This is a genomic window from Microbulbifer variabilis, assembly GCF_052467165.1.
Map to the genome: position 1 here is coordinate 1855007 of NZ_CP174301.1, position 19241 is coordinate 1874247.

At 46.2% G+C, this 19241-nt stretch carries 9 protein-coding genes and 1 pseudogene; 4 read left to right on the forward strand and 6 right to left on the reverse strand.

Going from position 1 to position 19241, the window contains the following annotated elements:
• Nucleotides 1–414 precede the first annotated feature (414 nt).
• Nucleotides 415–1755: an IS4 family transposase gene (locus ACJJIP_RS08395; RefSeq protein ID WP_444946639.1), complete on the forward strand. Its 1341-nt coding sequence runs from the start codon at nucleotides 415–417 to the stop codon at nucleotides 1753–1755.
• Between the two features lie 18 nt (nucleotides 1756–1773).
• Nucleotides 1774–2637 (forward strand): annotated as a pseudogene (locus ACJJIP_RS08400) (IS30 family transposase); the annotation flags it as partial.
• A gap of 3 nt (nucleotides 2638–2640) precedes the next feature.
• Here ACJJIP_RS08400 and ACJJIP_RS08405 read toward each other — a convergent pair.
• On the reverse strand, nucleotides 2641–3090 hold the full coding sequence (locus ACJJIP_RS08405) for a hypothetical protein (RefSeq protein WP_444946640.1): 450 nt from the start codon (nucleotides 3088–3090) through the stop codon (nucleotides 2641–2643).
• Entirely contained in the window at nucleotides 3090–4457 is a 1368-nt protein-coding gene (locus ACJJIP_RS08410) for a hypothetical protein (protein WP_444946641.1), read from the reverse strand. The genes ACJJIP_RS08405 and ACJJIP_RS08410 overlap by 1 nt, the downstream gene beginning before the upstream one ends.
• A gap of 840 nt (nucleotides 4458–5297) precedes the next feature.
• Between ACJJIP_RS08410 and ACJJIP_RS08415 the strand changes: the two genes are divergently transcribed.
• Together ACJJIP_RS08415 and ACJJIP_RS08420 are read left to right on the forward strand one after the other, a co-directional pair.
• Nucleotides 5298–7085, forward strand: a complete 1788-nt coding sequence (locus tag ACJJIP_RS08415; protein ID WP_444946642.1) for a C1 family peptidase — start codon at nucleotides 5298–5300, stop codon at nucleotides 7083–7085.
• A 260-nt stretch (nucleotides 7086–7345) separates the two neighbouring features.
• Nucleotides 7346–8020, forward strand: coding sequence for a hypothetical protein (locus tag ACJJIP_RS08420; protein WP_444901460.1), 675 nt, complete (start codon nucleotides 7346–7348; stop codon nucleotides 8018–8020).
• A 72-nt stretch (nucleotides 8021–8092) separates the two neighbouring features.
• On the opposite strand, the gene ACJJIP_RS08425 is transcribed toward ACJJIP_RS08420, so the two are convergent.
• The 4 genes from ACJJIP_RS08425 to ACJJIP_RS08440 form a co-directional block, all read right to left on the reverse strand.
• Nucleotides 8093–15217 (reverse strand): hypothetical protein, encoded by a 7125-nt coding sequence (locus tag ACJJIP_RS08425; protein ID WP_444946643.1) that lies wholly within the window; start codon nucleotides 15215–15217, stop codon nucleotides 8093–8095.
• Between the two features lie 121 nt (nucleotides 15218–15338).
• A complete protein-coding gene (locus ACJJIP_RS08430; protein ID WP_444901462.1) occupies nucleotides 15339–15821 on the reverse strand; it encodes a hypothetical protein in 483 nt (160 codons plus the stop codon).
• A 193-nt stretch (nucleotides 15822–16014) separates the two neighbouring features.
• The gene (locus ACJJIP_RS08435; protein ID WP_444901463.1) at nucleotides 16015–16263 is read right to left on the reverse strand and encodes a hypothetical protein; all 249 of its coding nucleotides are present in this window, start codon (nucleotides 16261–16263) and stop codon (nucleotides 16015–16017) included.
• Between the two features lie 2 nt (nucleotides 16264–16265).
• Nucleotides 16266–19154, reverse strand: a complete 2889-nt coding sequence (locus ACJJIP_RS08440; protein ID WP_444946644.1) for a hypothetical protein — start codon at nucleotides 19152–19154, stop codon at nucleotides 16266–16268.
• Between the last annotated feature and the right edge of the window lie 87 nt (nucleotides 19155–19241).

Sequence of the window (19241 nt, forward strand, 5' to 3'; positions counted from 1 at the left end):
CTCCTTCTTTTTATTCTTCGTCGAAGTTGGCGCGGAGATAATCGTGGCATCTACAATGGTACCTTCACGCAGTGCCATGTCATTCCCCGCGAGATGCTTATTGATTTCCTCCTAGATTCCCACAATAACCGACACACTTGGCGATAGCGAAGGAGGCCAGCTGGCTGTAGGTTGGTTAGCTTCCACACAAACAAGCCAGGAACCCTATGGGAACCAATACCAACCAGCTGACACTGAAAGAACGATACCAGATCGAAGTCCTCAGCGGACAGAACTATTCGGCTCGAGCGATAGCGCTAAGTTATATACACAAGTTTTTTCAGTTTTGTTATAAAAATCAATGAGTTACAGTTTTCACGGTATAGGAGCTACAAATTTGGCTAGATAATTATGCAGGACTAGGTCAGGCACGAAGTGAAAAATCAGGTTATGGGTGACACACGATTGAATAAGCGCTTGTCCAATATTCTCAGTAATTTAAGTTCTGACCCAAAGAGTAGTATTCCCTGTGCAAACAAGTCTTGGGCAGAAACCTTTGCAGCCTATCGATTTATCGAAAATGATAAAGTCAGCTTTGACTCCATTATGAGTGGTCATAAATCAGCCACTCTTGAAAGAATCAAGGTTCAACCAGTTGTTCTTATCCCTCAGGATACCACTTTCCTAAATTTTGCTACCGATTTAGAAAGCAAGGAAATGGGAACACTCCGACGTAAAGAGACTAATCAGCAGCTCCTGCATACGTCTATCGCTATATCGCCATCCAGAGATAATCTGGGCATTATTGAGGGTAGTATGTGGCAGCGAGATAAAGAATCTAGAGCTAATTCTCGCTATACCAAGTCGATACAAGATAAAGAGAGTCGACGTTGGCTAGACCATTATGAATCAGCTTGTGAGATACAAGAGCACTGCCCTGAAACCACGATTGTGAGCATCGCAGATAGAGAGGGGGATATTCATGAGTGGTTTCAATTAGCTGAAGATCAAAATGAACAGCGGCGTGCAAGCTATATTGCTCGAGCTAAGGCTAATCGTAGTTTAGAGATCGAAGGAGAAGATACGACTTTACTTTGGGACTATATGACCAAACAGAAGTCTATCGGGAAATACTCAGTAAGTATCCCCAAAAGGAATGGAGAGCCAGGAAGGGAAGCTAAGGTCAGTGTATCCATTGCAGAAGTAAGATTGCAGGGAAAAGGAAAATCAAAACGACCTCTTTCTCTCTACGCAGTCTTTGCTAAGGAATTAAGCCCACGAGAAGGGAAAAAAGATATTGAATGGATGCTGCTGACCGATCTTGCCGTTGAGGACTTTAAGCAAGCGAGGATTATTATTGAGTGGTATCGAAGTCGATGGGAAATTGAAACCTATTTTAGAGTGGTGAAAGGCGGATGCCAGATAGAAAGTAATCGCTTTAGAACTGAGCAGCGAATGCTGAACTGTATTGCAATCTATATGATTATTGGGTGGCGTCTACACTCCATGACAACACGAGCACGAACGCTTCCTGATACGTCGTGTACGAAAGTCTACTCTGAAAAAGAGTGGCGTATGATATGGATAATGCAAGCTAAAACCTCCCCACCAAATGAAGCTCCATGTATGAGAGATATAACTCGTATGTTGGCAGGACTTGGAGGCTTTCTGGGGCGGGGCGGCGATGGTGAGCCTGGAGTTAAAACCGTTTGGCAGGGGTACACTAAACTTCTCCATTATATGGAAGCAGCGGAGGCTTTAAATGGACTTAAATGATGTGTATAAAACACAGCGATAGCGTTACAGCTCAATCGTTCCAACAAAACCATCTCGCGAGAGCTTACCCGCTTTTATCCATACTGTGCCGAGAGCGCTCACCAAAAGGCTCTGCAGAGGCGGCATGGGGCTCGTAAGCACACCAAGTTTGATTTCGCCATGAAAGTGCAAATCGACCATCAGCTAAAAAACGCTAGCCCAGAACAAATTGCTGGGAGAATGAGGCTTGAGAAATGTGAAAAAAGGGCCAGTTGCTCAACAATTTATCGCTGGATAGGTCGGCTTAATTGGAGGCTGCGGCTGCCACGGAAAGGCAAACTTTATCGGAAGCGTACAGACTCCGAGGCAGGAGTAAAGCTCATTCCGGAGCGTATTGACATTGAAGAGCGACCAACGATTGTTGATGAAAACACAGAGCTTGGCCATTGGGAGGGCGATACGGTTTATGGTCAGGATAGCTATCTTGTGACATTAGTTGAGCGAGTTTCTAAATTGTTACTCACTCGTAGGGTACCCAATAAGAGTAAGAAGACAGTAAGTCGTGCAATCAAGCAGATGCTAAAGCCGTATCAGGCAATATGTAAAACAATAACCTTCGATAATGGAGCCGAATTTGCGGGCCACCAGTTGATTGCGCGGAAACTGGGATGCAAAATATATTTTGCAAAACCTTATCACTCTTGGGAGCGTGTATTGAACGAAAACACGAATGGTCTACTGAGGCGTTTCTTCCCGAAGGGTATAGAAATTGGCAAGATACCAAAAAGCCATATCGATGATGCAGTGTTCCGAATTAATACTCGTCCAAGAAAGGTGTTAAATTACTTGAGTCCGCTGGAATTTCTAGCGGGCAGGCGTGTGTCATTTATGTTGGCAATCTAGGTTTTACTGGACGTCTACACAAGGAAGATCTTGGGTCAAATCCTGCAGGCGCCCCCAAAAATACTGCGTTGGCTTGGCATTTATACCTTCTTGCTGAAATATTTCTTTCGCTTCTGCGGCTGCCGTTATACCGGCTAAGGCATGAGCGCGGTCACAATCACAGATGGCTAAATGTTCAGCTGCCCGGTAATGTTCTATAGCGCTATCAAAGTTGCCAGCAGATTCGTAATAGAAAGCGAGGCGGAAATGCTTATCCAGTTCCTTTTCCCCACGGGATGGCTTTCCCGATGGATTAAGAGGCCTCTTTATTTGGTCGCAATCAGCTGGGGATTCAGCTGAGACAGCATTTTTCGAAGAGTTCGCGAATTGTGTCGGTACTTCTCGATAATTATCTAGTGATTGGTCGCAGCCAATAAGAGCCGATACAATGAGCGCACATGCCGCTTTTTGCATTAGGCTGTAGCTCCGGCATTGACCAGTGCCTGCTCAAACTCCTCAGCGTAGCGTGCTATATTGTCCGCTTTATCCATAGCGTTGATAATTTGTCGCGCATAGCGGTAATCGACCATCTGTCCCTTCTCTGGATCGCCGATGGAATGCCTTAGTGCTTTTCCGGTGAAGATTCCTAGGAACATGCCGTAAAAAAGGATGATCGTTGCATATTTTGGAACTTTCACAGCATCGGGGTCTTGGGTAAAGTCTGGGCACTGAGGGTAATGTTCACGTACTACTGGCGTCAGCTTCTCGTAGTTGCGACGCCCGGTTAGCTGCACAAAGCCGCGACCCCGGAATTTATACCCATCGCCCGGCTCAGTATTCCCCAGGTCTTTTCGGAAGTCGTACCTGGTAAAATAAGATTTAGAGCCATATTCTGTAATTGGTTGCATAGTGTATGCCGTTTCGTGAAAAGTCGTTGCGAGCATATAAGCCAGCCAACCAATACTACGAATTTCCCACTGAATTTTGAAATTTCCGCTCGGCTGAGTCGGCGGGTTTTCCCAGAAATTCAGAATAACCTCCATTCCATTAACCTGTTCCTGGGTCAAGCTACCTTTGAAGATGCCTTTGTGTATATCTTCGTAGAAGGTTGACCTTTCCATTTGAAGAGCAGTTCCTGGGGGCTTTTCGGGTACCGATGGGGCCGGTTGTGGTTCTATAGGTAGTGGTGACGCCTGACTGGTCTCGGCTTGTAGTAACGCTTGTTCGAACTCCTTAGCATAGATTTCAATACTACGTGCCTTATGCATGCTGCCAGTGACTTTACGTGCATGGAAGTAATCGACTATCTGTCCTTTATCTGGGTTACCAATATATTGTTTCAGTGTTTTATCGTTAAAGAATCCCAAAATCATACTGTAAAACAGTATTACCGTCGCATACCGTACATCTCTTACCGCTTCGGGGTCCGTGGTAAAATCAGGGCAATTCGGGTAAAATTCACGAACGACTAAGGTCATTTGCTCGTAATTACGGCGCCCGGTTAACGGTAAATAGCCGCGCCCTTTAAACTTTACACCATCACCTTCCTTGGTATTGCCCAGATCTTTGCGGCCTTCATATAACTGAGTAAAGCGTTCATTACTGCCAAACTCTGTGCCCGGTTGCATAGTGAATGCCGTTTCATGAAAAACCGTTGCAAGCATATAAGCTAGCCAACCGATATGGCGAACCTCCCAGTGAGCCTTCAAATCCCCAGTCGGCTGAACGGGCGGGGCTTCCCAGAAATTAAGGATCGCCTCCATTCCTTCAACCTGTTCAAGATTCAGGCGTCCCTCGAATAGATCTTCACGAATACCGTCGTAGAATATTGCACGATCCATAAAAAGCCTCCCTAAAAATTTTTAGTAAGTAATAAAAAAGGGGAAGGAAAGAATACACTGCGCTTGGACCGTATGAAGCATGGATGCCGATTACGAGCATACAGGGATGTATTCATAGCGCGCCTCGAGCGCTGTGTATTCTTTCCTTCTGACCCAGTAGTAACTTTACCTTTCCTCAAAGTAACTGTGGTCTATGGATTGCTTTGCTTACAGTGGCTGGCAGCTAATCAGGCATCTATTTCCACACCCATGGTTCCGATAAATTAACCGTGTCGCCAATATTATTATCGCGATTTTAAAGCCGAAAATTGACGACAGAATACCTCATTACTTAGACAGAAACTCATTGGAGCGGTTTAAAAACCCTTTTAAGGAGAAGCTTTTAAGAATCACCTGCGCAAATGTTCCAAGCTCACTTATCGTAGTTGAGAATCAACTTCGTAGTGTTTTCAGCACCACAATTGTCTATTGATGGCCCAATCTCGATATTCTACCAAAACTTATGGTAAAGCTTCTCAAAAAGGAACTATTTCATAAATTCAGTTAAAAACACACTGCCGCAAGCTTGATAATTTTTGGTGTCAGTTTGGCATTGGCAACCTCACAAAAGCGTTCTTTGAATAGCGCTAGCCAGCCTTTAATCTCCTATTCTCATCTTATGCGTTGGAATAGTAGAGATCAGTAAAATATCAGTATCCAAGTCGGTAGTTTATCCTGTATTAATCATGATAATAAAGTAGATATAGAATTTAACTACTATTCTTACCAATAGCTGGAATCGTGCTACTCCCGAATTATCCTCAGTGAAGGAATGTCCGCTTAATAGACCGAGAAATTGCCATGAAGAAGCTGAGCGAGCAATTTAATGTCATTAGTGACGCCCTGGATCTACGGGATCGCTATTATGAGCCCCGCCTGTCTCCCATACCCTGCCTGATGCCCCCTCCCCAAGACCTCACTATTCTCAATCAGGGGCAGGATGGAGCCTGTACCGGATTTGGTTTGGCTGCTGTAATTAATCGTTTGTATCAACAACAGAATCAAAATGTCTTAGTCAGCCCCTGGATGATTTACAACATGGCGCGCAGATACGACGAGTGGCCTGGGGAAACCTATGAGGGGTCAAGTTGTCGGGGAGCGATTAAGGGGTGGTTGAATACCGGTGTTTGTCTCGATTCCCTTTACAAGAAAGAAGATGGCGACACCCCAAATTTTGAACAACTGGAAGATGCTAAGTCTCGAACTATCGGCGCCTACTATCGAATACGCCCGGATATTACTGAGATGCACTATGCACTTCAGGAGACCTACATCATATACGTATCAGCAATGATCCATGATGGTTGGTTTAAACTTCGCAGAAACCCTAACGGCGAATACGTTATACCAGCCAATAAACAACAGATAGGCGGGCATGCTTTCGCCATAGTTGGATATAACACCGAGGGATTTTGGGTTCAGAATTCCTGGGGCAGGGATTGGGGGGACAATGGGAAAGCCCTCTGGCCTTACGAAGACTGGTTAAACTCAGTACTGGATGCCTGGGTGGTACAAATTGCCCTGCCCACGCCGCAGATATTTGACCAATTACGCCGAGCCGGTACCCGGTCCACTGCCAATCTCGCAGCATCCGCTACACCAAGCCGCAATGAGATATGGAGACACTTTGTACATCTTAATGATGGTAATTTCCGTGACGGCGGTAAATACTGGAGCAATGAATCTCATATCGCGGCTATAGCAGATAACCTACACCGAGAGAAAACAAATTTCGATCATTTACTTTTTTATGCACATGGTGGCTTAAATACTGCGAAGGACTCGGCGCGTCGTATCGCAGCGATGAAAAATGTTTTTATTGAGAACCGCATCTACCCCTTTCATTTTATGTGGGACACTGGCCTTCTTGAGATTATGAAGAGTATTCTGACTGATAAATCTGCCCGTGCCGAGCGCATTGCAGGAGGCATACGAGACTGGTTCGATCGTCGAATTGAAAATATGACTCGTTTTCCGGGTCGAGCTATATGGGATGAAATGAAACAAAATGCGGCGAAACCTTTTGAAAGTCAAGATAGCCATGGCTCACGCACACTAAAACACATATTGAACACGCTGAATGAAATAGGCAATAAGCAGGTACATGTGGCTGGTCACAGTGCCGGAGCAATACTTCAAGCACACCTGTTAAAACGTTTATTTAGAGGTAATATGTTCAACAAAGTATCCAGCTGCTCCCTGCTGGCACCGGCCGCCAATTATGACCTCTACCAGCATATTTACAAACCACTGATTAAGAATCAAAAATTAGAATCAACCACCATTTACAATCTGTCCGCAGAAGAGGAAGAAGATGACAATGTCGCTCGAGTCTATGGTAAATCTCTCTTATATCTGGTCTCCAATGCTTTTGAGGAAAAGCGTGGAGAAGCACTCATGGGCATGCAGATCTACAACGATCAGATTCCAATGAACGAGGTAAAAATCCATTACAGTCCTTCCAATGCCACCAAGAGTAAAACACATGGCGGGTTCGATGAAGATCCGGCAACGATGAATAGTCTGCTACGCAAAGTTTTAGGTAAAAAACCGCCACGACCATTCACTACTGGAGATTTGGAATATTGACTGGAAAGGTACTCTAGTAGCTTGAAGGCATTTATAGAAATCACTTTATGTCATCCATGCACAGCAGGATGATGAGACATTCGACGAATTCAACCTGAATAAATTACATTTGTTGGAGCAACCATATCTACCGCATACTATTTTCTGACTATACGACCCACTTCACCGATTAAGATTCCATTAAGTGACTCCTGGAACACCTTCAGCTGTACTTAGTCGACCCTAGCATTAATATTAAATGAGAAAGCGAGGTGACATACATGATCATTGAAAATGCCACAATGATAGTGGGGATCATCTTGGGAGGAATCTGCCTCCTCGCTGCGGTATACAACCACATTAAGCATCAAAATTTCGGGTTGGGAGGTGTCGTACTTGTAATGTTTGGCTCGATGCTACTTGCTTTATCTATCTGGGGATCCGTGGAAATATGGATAGGAGATTCTGGAGCAAAATTTCAACTTAAGGAGGATTTTGGTGCAGAGAAAGCGGAACTCAATAACCAACTGGAAGAGCTGCGTTTAAGATTGACCACCAATAGAAAAGATATTGACAGAATGGCCGAACATATTCCACGTGCAACTATTAGCCCAGCGCAAGAAAAAGAAAGAAGGGCAACTCGGGAAAAATTTGAAAGAAATTCGCATTACTCTATCCTCATATTCAACAAGGCCGCACAGCAGGAAAATGCAAAGACTATTACTAAAGATTTACTTGAAGCCGGATTTAAAACTTCTGCAACTGAGACTGATCTAGAGGAAGCAAAACAACAATTTCCAACCAATGTAGCATGGGTGGTTTACACAGAACGAGGGGAAAGGATACTTCCTGAAGTTAGAAGAATTTTATCCCAATCAACAACAGATATCCGCTTTGAGATAGACTCGAATCCAGTCTCTTTACGCCGGGGGGACATCCAGGTTCTATTGTTCTAACCCACTCGGGTTATTGCAGATGATTTTATTATCAACATACGGTCCCGAGCACAGTGTATTCCTTCCCCCTTTTTAGTAAGTACTTCCAAATAACACTGTAATCTTATTAATTTGCACCAGTGGTAGTTGCTGCCCATTAACTGTGCCAAATAAGGTAAATCCAATATTGAGCCGTGCATTATCGGAAGGGAGCTGGCTATTCTGGAACCACTGCCAGACTTGTGACGCAACACTCCGCGCTGTCGTCGATGGAGACAACGTGTCTAACTCAAGCGCGTTGGCTAACAAAACGGAAGCTTCCGCCATCAAATGGCTACTACCGCTGTTATCACTTACCAGCGAGTAGGCGTAACTAATTCGCAAATTAATCCTGGGATTAATAGCAGCGAAGTTGACCGAAGAAATAGGCTCGATAATATCTTCCATCACTTGCTGTAAAGTAGCCTCACTCATCGGTCCAGCAGCGACGGGATTAAGTGATTCCCGTTCAACTAACGGAATAGTTGCATTTACAAAGGAGGTTTCGTCCGTTGTGTAAATAAACAGTGGATTGGTTTTCTCATTGGGTACTAACTCGGCGTTGCGAACAATCCATGAAGTGAAATTGGCAGACTGATAAGCCAGTATATCTAGGGGTGTCCAAGTTAAAGTTAGAGGACTAAACAGGGGGGCAGCTGGAATACTGTGTTGAAGCTCCCACCATCCGTATTTTTCCGTAGCCTGGCTAGAATCCGGCTCCCAAAGGTTATCTTCATTCATAAGATCCTTAAAGGAGAGAGAAGGCCAGATAGCAGGATTCTCGTTATCCCGATCAGTTTGCCCTTGCAGTGTCAGCGTATTCAGTGCGGTGTTGACACCAGGGTCTCCGCTCAGAGTGAGATGGAAATGGTCGATCTCATTATCTTCAACTAACAAGTCTTCGGCGATATCCCAATTGGTGGGCCAAGACTCTGCAACATTATTTACCAGTGTGACAAAACTTGAAACAAGCTCGGATGCTTCCCCACTAGTGTTACCCTGGGAAGCGGTACCACTACTATAGGCTTCAGACAAAATATTATTTAATTGGGCCGACAAGGCCGGATACTCTTGGTGAAATTCTGCAAGAGCTGTAAATAAGGCATCAGTAACTCCTAGATTTTTTCTGGCCTCAGTGATTCGCCGTTGCCCCGGCGCGATCGGTTGGTTGCGGATAATATCAAAATACAGGTCATCTTGACTGGCAATATCGGTGCTTATTTGCACCGTATAGGTCCACTCCATCGCATCGAGAATTTCATCGCGAAGCTCTGAAGAGCCGGATAACTCCGTTAACTGTTTGGCTCCAGTGCCACTGTGGGACAACAGTGTTGGCAAGGCTGGCTCAAAAGGCAGGGGGATCGGGATGATAGCATTCGTATTGAGTGACGCCTGGGCAGTGATAGGCATCAGCAGGGGCGCCTCTTCGGGCAGTGCAAATTTTATCCAGGAACTGGGTACGTAGCCGAGAAATTTGCTACCTTCTTCAAAGTTATGTTGCAAGTAGCTGACATTGTATTGCAGTGGTAGCTGAATACTGGAGTGATCCTCCGGTGTGGTAACACTCAGCAAAGAAGTTGCCCACTGCTGGCCTGTATCAAGGCTCAGATAAACCGCTGAGAACTGGTATAACTTGTCGATATCAGCGTCGCTTTTATTCAGTGCATCATCATTAGGTTGGACAATGCTGCCAAACAGTTGTGGTGCCTTTTGTGGGTGAGTGCCATCTATAATTTCTGATGCATTAATATCAGCGGGCACCTGAACAACAGTGGAAATGGTGTAGGCACTGGTAAGGTTTACTAATAGCGCTTGCCGCAACCGCTCCTGAGCTTCTCCGATATCACCCTGTCCTTCATCCTTCTCTAAAATCGACACCAGTCCGCTAGGTATTGATGTCGCAAGAGTTTGTTTGCTCGCCATTAACTGATCGTAGTAATCAGTGTTATAACGCTGATCCAGCAGCGCCACTGCGATACCAAATTCTGCCGTTAGAAATGCTTCCACAGCCATCAAAAAGCTTTGGGCCCATGCATCCATATCGATATCATTGTACTGGATATCATTGACCATACCGCTGCGTGGTGTCGTATTCAGTGGCCGAAGCGCAAAATAAACCGGATCGCTGCAAAAGCTTATATCAAAGCCTTTAATTTCACTGAAGCGAACGGCCCATAAATCAGGAACTTGATTACTGTCATCGGCCACTTGTTGGACTGATTTCTGCGCCAGTTTCAATACGCCTCCAGCCTGATCAAAATCAGCAAACGCTGCTTCGAAATAACGGGCAAAGTTAGTGATTCGATTACTGTCCTCCGAGATCCAGTCTGTAGCCATTTCCTGAGCAACAGGGAAAGGGGGTAAGTTAAGTTTTGCCGGGATCTGAAATTGCAGTTCAGCGGCTGCGGGCAAGCATGTTATTGCCGGCGGATAAACCAGTGAGCTGTCGCGCTTCATCGTCAGACATGCCGTGATCTCAACAATATCATCTGGTTGCTCCAAGACATCTCTAAAGGCGACAGGAAAGTTAAATTGTGTGCTAATCATAGGCTCAGTCAATGAGGGCACCGCACTGAAAACAGCATCATTGACTTGCTGGTTGATATATTCCAGTACCTGCTCTGCAAAGTTAAGCAGTTCCCTTTGAGGGTTACCAATACTCACGGTTCCGGTCAGGCTGGTGGTAACCGTTAGAGAGGTATTGCAGTCGGTAAGTTGGTCAATGATCAAACGATAGCGCGTTTGAATAGCTTGCCACTGCTGCTTCTCATCAGCAGCAAGTGAGGAAAATTCTGGTGAGTGTGTAGCGCTGACTATGCCTGGATTAAACTCCATAGACAGTTTCAGCAGAGCCGTATTGTCGTTATGATCAATAAAAAAGAATCCAGTCTCCACCCCCGGCCACTCTCCGGGGCTGATAAGGGGATCATTATAGAGCGGCGTAATCGTATCTCTGTATTGTGTGTTCAGCGGGTTGCCGTATAAATCACAAATCCGGAATGCCAAATCTGTTTGCTGGCCGATAATATCGTAGCGATTGGCCATTATTGGGGAATCCACCTCTGGCCATGTTTCCTGAAGGAAGGCAAACACCGGAATGACCTGGCGCAGTTGCAAACAACCATCTGCCTGTGGGGAAACCTCATCCTCGCTCTGGGTGGGGCCCACTGGTAAACTCCAGACCGAAGCACGATAAGTGCCGTTGCCTATTAGCTGATACTGAAGCAGGTGGTAAAGTTCATTGACCCGAATCTGCGGCAGATTACCGTTCGCCGGAATCTGGATCAAATCATCATCACTAACAGGTGTCCAATTGATGGCAAAGCCTATATTGCCGGCTTCATAGGTGGGCTGATAATTGGTGAGGGGCACACCATTCATATCGAATACTTCGGCAGTCAGGGTGGGAGCCGGACTGTCACATTCCACCCACAAGGAGTTTTCATAGGGGGCAAAAGCCACCCTATTGTTCCCAGCATTCTGACACTGAACCAAAATAGTAAAATCAGCGGTTCCACCAGAAGTGCCTAGAACAGTGCCTTGGTTGGGGTCAGTCGGAGAGTCAGTAGCGTTGGCGGTATCCGCAAACAGATCATCGGGCAAGCCCCCACCCGAGCTAGTTTTATAATAGAGATAAAAGCCTTGGGCCCGAACAACGCTCAGCTCCCATATTAGACGCAGGAAATTTTTCACATCACTTAAGGGAGCGAAGTCGGAATTATCTGCTCCTGATAAAACGTTAAACGTGTGGGCGTGGAAGGCACTGACTTGTTCTACTTGATTTAAAGTCGAGAGGTTCAATTTGGCCAGTAGTACACTGGGGTCCAAATCGTCCGAACGCAGTTTGTCACTGCCGGGGCACTGGTAGAGCAAACTGATGCTTGCATTGGACAAATCACTTTTCAACGCCTGTTCAATCAAATCCCGGGTGGCTTCATCAGTGCCGTTTAGTTGGTAGATATTCGCTGAGGAGTCAGCTTCCGCGAGTAACCCCGATGAGCGGCCCATAGCGCTCTCTGTAGAGCTTTGAACTTGACGCAGTGACAGCGGAATAGCCAAACTTGGAATCGCTTCTACATCCGCTCCGAGAATAGCTGCTCCGCTGTCGACCCTTTCCAGTGCGAGCTGCACGCCCTGCTTCTGCGCAACTAGATTCATCAGCGGCTGAGGTAGGGTATACAGGGTACGCGCTTCATCCGGCGCGTCCCAAGCAAGGCTGTTTTTTAAGTTGAACCCCAAGGGCGTAGCTGTCAGCGGTGGCAGTGCACGGAAATCAATGGTGTTTTCTGCGGGACTGGTGGGTTGAGTTGATGATCTAACCGCCTGCCAGTTAGGGTTTGGGGCCGAAGGTAGTTCAGTAGGTAATTCAATCTCCGTTTGCACCCTATCGGGACTAACACCATTAAAGCTAATCCAAGCGGCCGACTGGCCCGGTGAGAAGCTCAAACAGGCTTCCTCTGTAGCGCTCCCTTCACTGGCCGAAAATTGCTGGCCAGACAATTCGAATAGGGAAGCCACGGGAAAATCAGCGATGATTTCGGGGCTCAATTGAGGCGGCACCTTATCTGGCTCAGGTAATTGCAAGCCTGACATCAGATAACGTGAACCGAACCCCGCAACACTGGCATAGTCAAGTTCATCCAGCAAAGTACTGAGTTCCTGCCCTGGATCACTGGCAGCGGCATGGGCGCTGACTAAATCGACATACCGGAAAGGGTCTTCCGACAAAGCTGCAGAGGCAATGGCAATATCTTTTTGCAGCCTTTGATCGATATCTTGCTCATACTGTTGAGCTGCCGGAATCAACAATGAAACCACATAACGCGCGATCAAAACAAAGTAATCTGTAAACAAAAAGCTCGCCATGCTGGGACCTGTTAACGGCGAGGTCTCTGCTGTTTCGAGAATTTCTGAGCCGACCCCCGGCACTTCTGAACCGGTAAGGCCCAGATTGTCAAAATACATGTCGATGGCCTCTAGGTAATTGGCCGGGGTGCGATTAAATTCACTGAAATCTACACCATTGTCACCGCTCTGCAGACGTAATTCATCGAACATGGGTAATATGGCTGCTGTTTGCAGAGTTTCTTCAGAAACCTGTTGAAAGCTGCTGATACTAAAAACCAGATTCTCTTCAAAATAAGCTTTGAGTTTTTCCACAAAACCATCAGTGCCGCCGAATAGTGGACCGGGCTCTTCTGTTCCGGTACCGAGATTATCAGAAAGCCTTTGTAAGGTTTGTGAAAGCGGTATTTCAACAGGTGTTGGAGGGACAAATGTCAATAACCAGTGTACCAGTTTAATAATGAGTTGTTCATAGCCGGTAGCCGTCCCAGGCGACTTTAATGGCACTTCACCGGGCGCCGGGCTCTCCATCACCAGCGAACCAATAAGTTTGATTGATGCTGTATTCTCGCTATAAACCACAGTAGGTTGAAGCAGGAAAACCACTTCCAGCTCCGCTAGACTTGATTTTATGGGTGCATCAGTAAACTGTTCTTTTTCAAAACCTTCACGTATAAAACGAGTTGGAACACTGAAATTATGTAAAAGCTGGACAGGCTGTTTCATTTCTCTACGTATACGTAGGGAGGCGTTTTTGGCCCGTTCTGCTAGTATGTCCGTTACACTAAATTCGGGGAAACTGAGACCAGGTGCCGAAGGACCGTCAATAGATGCCGGAGTACCACTTCCCACATAAAAAGTGTGGGTCACTGTAGTATGGAATGACAAGTGGATACGTATAAATACCACTTTAACCGAGACACTCACCCTCACAGAAGCCGAGACAGGAATGACTGTTTGATAGCCCGTTTCAAAGGCAATACCTGCAGTGGCAGTGAAGCTCACTGTCACAGTGGCCTTAATAATTCCCAGGTTCACGGAGCCTTTTAACAGCACTGCAATACTGGCGGCGCCGGCAAACCAATAGTGATCTGGCGGTTTGGCTAAGGAATTCCCCGAACCATTTTCATTGGCTCGCCAAGCCAGCAAGCCCTGCATTGAGACCGCCACTGTAGCAGCTAAGGACGCACTCAATGGCCCGGCCTTGATACTCAATCCCGCACTTACCTGAATGCCGATACCAAATTCAAGAATAGGATTGTAATTGACACTCGGAGTTGCACCTGGGTTATTTCCGCTGCGCAACTTCGCAAAATAGAATCCAGCCCAACCGGTAAGAACGCTGACAGAGATACCAATAGACCGCTCCGGGCTCACGGGCCAGCCTACATTTATCCGAAAATCACCATTGGTGTAAACCCAAATGGAAAAGCTAGGTAGTATAAGAATAAACCCATTAAGCGGAATTCGACGCATCGCATAGGGCAACGTCAGGGAGCCATAGTAAACGCCGAGATTTGGTCCTAGCTTCTGGTAGAGAATTTCAAACAGCAGGCCACTGAAAAACGAAGGTGGTGTGGACATAGGCACCGAAATTTCGAGGCCATACATAACTGGATCATTGAAAAGAACTCTCAAGCGGAATTCACGCAGCGAAAGATCTACAGCAATAAACCAGTCTCGATCGGGCTGATAAAACTCTTTAGCCAGCTCTGTGATGATGGTAGCCGGATCATCACCCACCAACTGATTTTCCAGTTGGTGGAATATTTCCTCCATGGGGTTAGCAGATTCGGCAACTTGAAGCCTGGGACCTACCCGCTGACCGATGCCTAAATAGTGCAGCTTGAAAGCCGAAATTGAATTCTGGGAAGGTATCGGGAAGGGAAAATTAACCAGTTGTTCAGTAGCGCCAGCATCCGGACTAATAGTTTTGCCCGAAGTTGATGGCGTTGTGGGCGTTTTGATTTTTGCCTTTACTGTCAAGCCGTCACCATCACCGTCATAGCCAATTAATATAGCGAATACTTGTATATTGGGCTCAAAAGTAATCTCAACGGGACCATAACGGCCGGTACCGCCAATTTCCAGTGGCTGATCGAGTGCCAACTGAAGATAGGCGGCAGTATTGCCATGCGCTGTGCTGGGTGTCACACTAAGCGAGGGTTTGATGTCCCGATCCATGATTGCCTGCCAAGGCCCGGCAGGGATGTCCGGAAGCGAAATCCCCGTCGCCGACTCCAGTTGGCAGCTAAAAAGATTCCAGACATCATTGATAGATAGTGACTGAGTTGTTGCGAGAGTTAAAGAAAGAGGTCCCCCCAACAACTGCATATCTAATTCTAGGGGAACATCAAATGCGCTACCTGTCGCCTTCAAAAGGAGGTTGGTCATAGCCTTATTAGAATTATTCTAGTTATGAAGTTTACGAGTTGATACGAGTGATAGGATCAAGCTAATCGGGTTCGGGATCCTTATTGGAAGCTATTTCTACCCCGATAGAGTCCAATGCTATGTCACCGAGGATGGTGATTGGAGCTTCCGGAGTTACAGTGACACCGAAGCTATAGTTCCCGTTGGCTGTGTCCACGGATAATACCGTGATCGTAATGTTCGCGCGGAGAAAATCATTTAAAGCATTTTTTATATTTTTCAGTATCTTAGGGTCATTTTCGTTATCGCCAGGGAGATTGTTGATCGCACTGCCAATATCTCCCTCGTCAATCGGTATGCCTAGAGTGTCTTTTAGCCATGCCATGAATTCAGCGATATTACCAAGCACCACCGGTTGGGAAAGGCTAAATTTGATCCCTGAGGTTTCACTAATATTTTTAATGTCCTGGCTGTTGATGGGAATTTTCTGACCCTTGTAATCGAACGTGGCACTGACAGTAAGGCCTGTAGGCGGGTCATCATTCCTAAGAGCTGGAGTATTCATGGCATTTACCTTTTATGTTATTGCTTGTTGTGGAAATTTTCAATTTACAAAACGGACAATAAAATCAATAAATCATCACCTATTTCACGGATTCGCATCGGTCTATCCCAAGGGCGGTACACCCTTGTGCCGCATTAACCCATTAACTGGTTAGTTGGCTAAGTTAATCGTAATTTGCCTCTACGTAAGCAGGCTAATCTCTGTAAATATTGATCCTCAGATCTTCAAATACAAAGTTTCCACTTCCAAAAGGTTTCCAGGTACCTTCCACTACCACAGTCTGCGGGGGTGGGCCTTCTGCGGGCAGCCAGTCGACGACTTTATTCCACAGGGTAACAACAGCAGCTGGCCAACCTGTCAACGGCAGTAGTGGCAATGACAAGCCGTAGATTTGATTGAGCCTTAGCATTAGATCGTCGACGATTTTGCTAGAAGAACTCATGATTAATCATTCTCCGGTTTAACTGATAAAAACCATGCCAAGTTATTAGCATAGGTGGGAATGACATGCTCCGGTGTTTCCGGTGTTGTTGTTCCCGCAAAAACCGTGAAGTCGACCATTACCCCCGGGGGGAAACTGTAGCCAAAAGCGCTCAATTGAACATTATTGAACAATATGCCATACACGGTTTGACTACCGTTTTCCAGGTCGACTTTAAGCAGGTTGGCATCACCAAATACTGTCTTCAGTACACCTTCGAGTTCAAAACCACCTGCACCGGCGGATAATTGTGGCAACTGGATAAAAAGTGCGGCGGCGTCGTTATCCGGTATGGTGGATGAAGGCCCCCAGGCCAAAAGCACCTTAGCTTCCAGCTTGGCATCCGCACCAAGAGCACCGAGCGAGCCGAGTAACATGTCGTACTCCAAAGCATATCTCGGCGCGCTGGTAACGTAAGTGCTAGGCGGACTAGCGGCTTGGTCGGGAGAATCCAGCAATGCTGGCTGTACAAGTGAATCCGCATTGATTGGGTTGGATTCCAGCTGCAAGATATTCACAGCGGTAGATCCGGTATTGGTGGCATTAATTGCCTCTTCTTCGCCAACAATAAAACGGCTGAATTTTAGCGGAATGCTGAACAGCAGACTATTAGGGCGAATGGCATCAGTACTCGGATCTGCAGTCATAGCCGTCAAGTCCAGAGTGACTCGTTTACTATCAGGCACCGTTATACCCACTTCATTAAGAGTAAAATCTACATCAACAGAAAGATTTGAGATTGCCAAACCTACATCGGGCCCATCCTTGCACCCATAGGAAAACAAATCCAGCTGATCACTGTCTGGGAACGGGTTGGGACAAAACCACAAGGCACCACTTAAACTGAAGCGCGCACTGACCTCGGTTGTATCTTTTTCTTGTACCGGCTGGCTGCTCACCGGTACCAGACTTGCCTGATTAAATTCTACTTTCTCCAACACTCTTACGTTGGGCACTACTGGATCAATATTGGGATCATTTACTATAAATTTGTATTTAAACTTCTGTTCACTAATAAATGTCATCCGGCCGACACCATCACTACCGGCCTGATACTGCCCTTTGATACTTATGGTGTTCAGTTTGGAATCGACTGGGGGATGGATCAATTGAACATCTCTACCCATCAATTGGTTGAGGGTGAGCCCAACGCTGGTATTAAACTGTGTAATACTGGAATTACTAAACACCACCACCAGTGTTTCTGTTTCGTAATCCACTGGTGTATCACACAAATCAGGGTTCGAAGGCTGGCCATTGCCGTTATAAAATATAACTCCAAATAAGGACGATTGATCGATCTCTAATTTCCCAGACTTGGCCTCAACATCCATCATATTACCCTGAATACCCAAATGGTGCGCACGCAGGGGCCCGTTAACGCCTCCCAGGAGCATTTGTAAATCTGCCGGCATGCCATTGCCATTAATACCTGTGTTGAGAAATAACACTCCTGTCCAGGCTGGATCATTCACCAGGTTATTAAAGTGTTCGAAAGGATCGCCGGGCACTCGTTGCTGAGCAAAGGTAATATAGTCATCGATCAGTGCTGAGGTCGCCTCTGGATCACTATTATAATGCTCTGCACCGGTCCATAGCCCCGGATTAGCAACCAGCTCTGCGACACTGGCTGTAGTATTAAACTTAAAAATCATAATGAGCTGTGCGTCCGGATTTTCACTATCAAAACCCAGCTCAAATTGAAAACCACTGAGAAAAATCGTCGAGTCAAAGCTCCAGCATTCAGAGGGTTCAGTTACGATAAAAAAAAGCTGATTTTGTGTCAGTATCAGCGACAGGTCTGCAGGGAATTTTGGAGGGGAACCATAGGATAAAAACTGCAGCTGGGTCTCCGGAATCGGAGGGTCGGCATTCAGCATAGCTGGCTGCTTGGCCAGCACCACTTTGTTCCAACTACCATCGTCATTGAGCTCAATTAGCAGCCCTTGGGGCGTAGTAGAGCTAAGCATACTTGAAGGGCCCAGCAGACTGCCCCCAGGGAGAAATACTGGTCCCTCAGAATGTAAAGTCAATTGACCATGGCGGGCACTGCTGAGAATGGTCGCCTCAAAGCGACTGATTTGTTCGCTGTTTAAAGGGGAAGGAGCGGAGAAAATACCGCCCAATGGCACACAGGGGAATGCGGTACTGTTAGATAAAGTTGCCAGGCGAGCATCGACGCTATTTGAAAAGGGGCCACCATCCTGTTCAACAAAAAAGCTTCCAGAGCTAGGTTTGCCAAAGTAGTGCCCCTCTTCAGTCAGTACCTGCATCCAGGATGTGGTGTAGTCGTTCTGAAGTAAATCCAAATTACTGGGTGGTGAGTCAGATGGAGATCCGCTAACCGAGAATGATCGCGCATAGGCAGGCTGATCGTTGATAAACTGTATTTTAGTACCCTCAGAAATTCGCAGGAATTCCTGTGAATAAAGCCCGGGCATAAGCTCTATTATCGAGTTCTTGCCATCAGCTTCTATATTTTCAAGTGTAAAAATCCCTACGGGCGAAAGATATAAGTTGCTGGGAAAGTGAGCGGGCAAGCCACTTATATCTTGATCCTGCATTTTTGAAAAGCCAAATCCAGCACCGATTTCGCCGTTGACGGGTAAAACTGTACCCGGATCATAGGGTGATAATTTTACCGGAGCACCTTCGGTAGTGAAAAAATAGCTGGAAGCAATGGCTTTGGCTTCGGTTGCCCATTCCTGATTATCAGAACGATTTGTGACATCCAACTGTAAGCGTGTAGCGAAGAAATTCGTAGGAAGAACGGGGTTTAACCAAAAATCAAAACCGACTGTTCCTTTTACATCTGTAAAATCGAACATAGGAAATTGGATCTCATCCGACACGGATTTCCTGCCATTCGAGGAGATTTCAGGGATATATTTAAAATGACAGCCAGTTGCGGCTACTAGTTTACGCAGGTGGCAATCACT

Bases quoted from the DNA above. Each gene is read 5' to 3' on its own strand.
- ACJJIP_RS08405 (WP_444946640.1), bottom strand. From the start codon at position 3,090: ATGCAAAAAGCGGCATGTGCGCTCATTGTATCGGCTCTTATTGGCTGC.
- ACJJIP_RS08410 (WP_444946641.1), bottom strand. From the start codon at position 4,457: ATGGATCGTGCAATATTCTACGACGGTATTCGTGAAGATCTATTCGAG.
- ACJJIP_RS08415 (WP_444946642.1), top strand. From the start codon at position 5,298: ATGAAGAAGCTGAGCGAGCAATTTAATGTCATTAGTGACGCCCTGGAT.
- ACJJIP_RS08420 (WP_444901460.1), top strand. From the start codon at position 7,346: ATGATCATTGAAAATGCCACAATGATAGTGGGGATCATCTTGGGAGGA.
- ACJJIP_RS08425 (WP_444946643.1), bottom strand. From the start codon at position 15,217: ATGCAGTTGTTGGGGGGACCTCTTTCTTTAACTCTCGCAACAACTCAG.
- ACJJIP_RS08430 (WP_444901462.1), bottom strand. From the start codon at position 15,821: ATGAATACTCCAGCTCTTAGGAATGATGACCCGCCTACAGGCCTTACT.
- ACJJIP_RS08435 (WP_444901463.1), bottom strand. From the start codon at position 16,263: ATGAGTTCTTCTAGCAAAATCGTCGACGATCTAATGCTAAGGCTCAAT.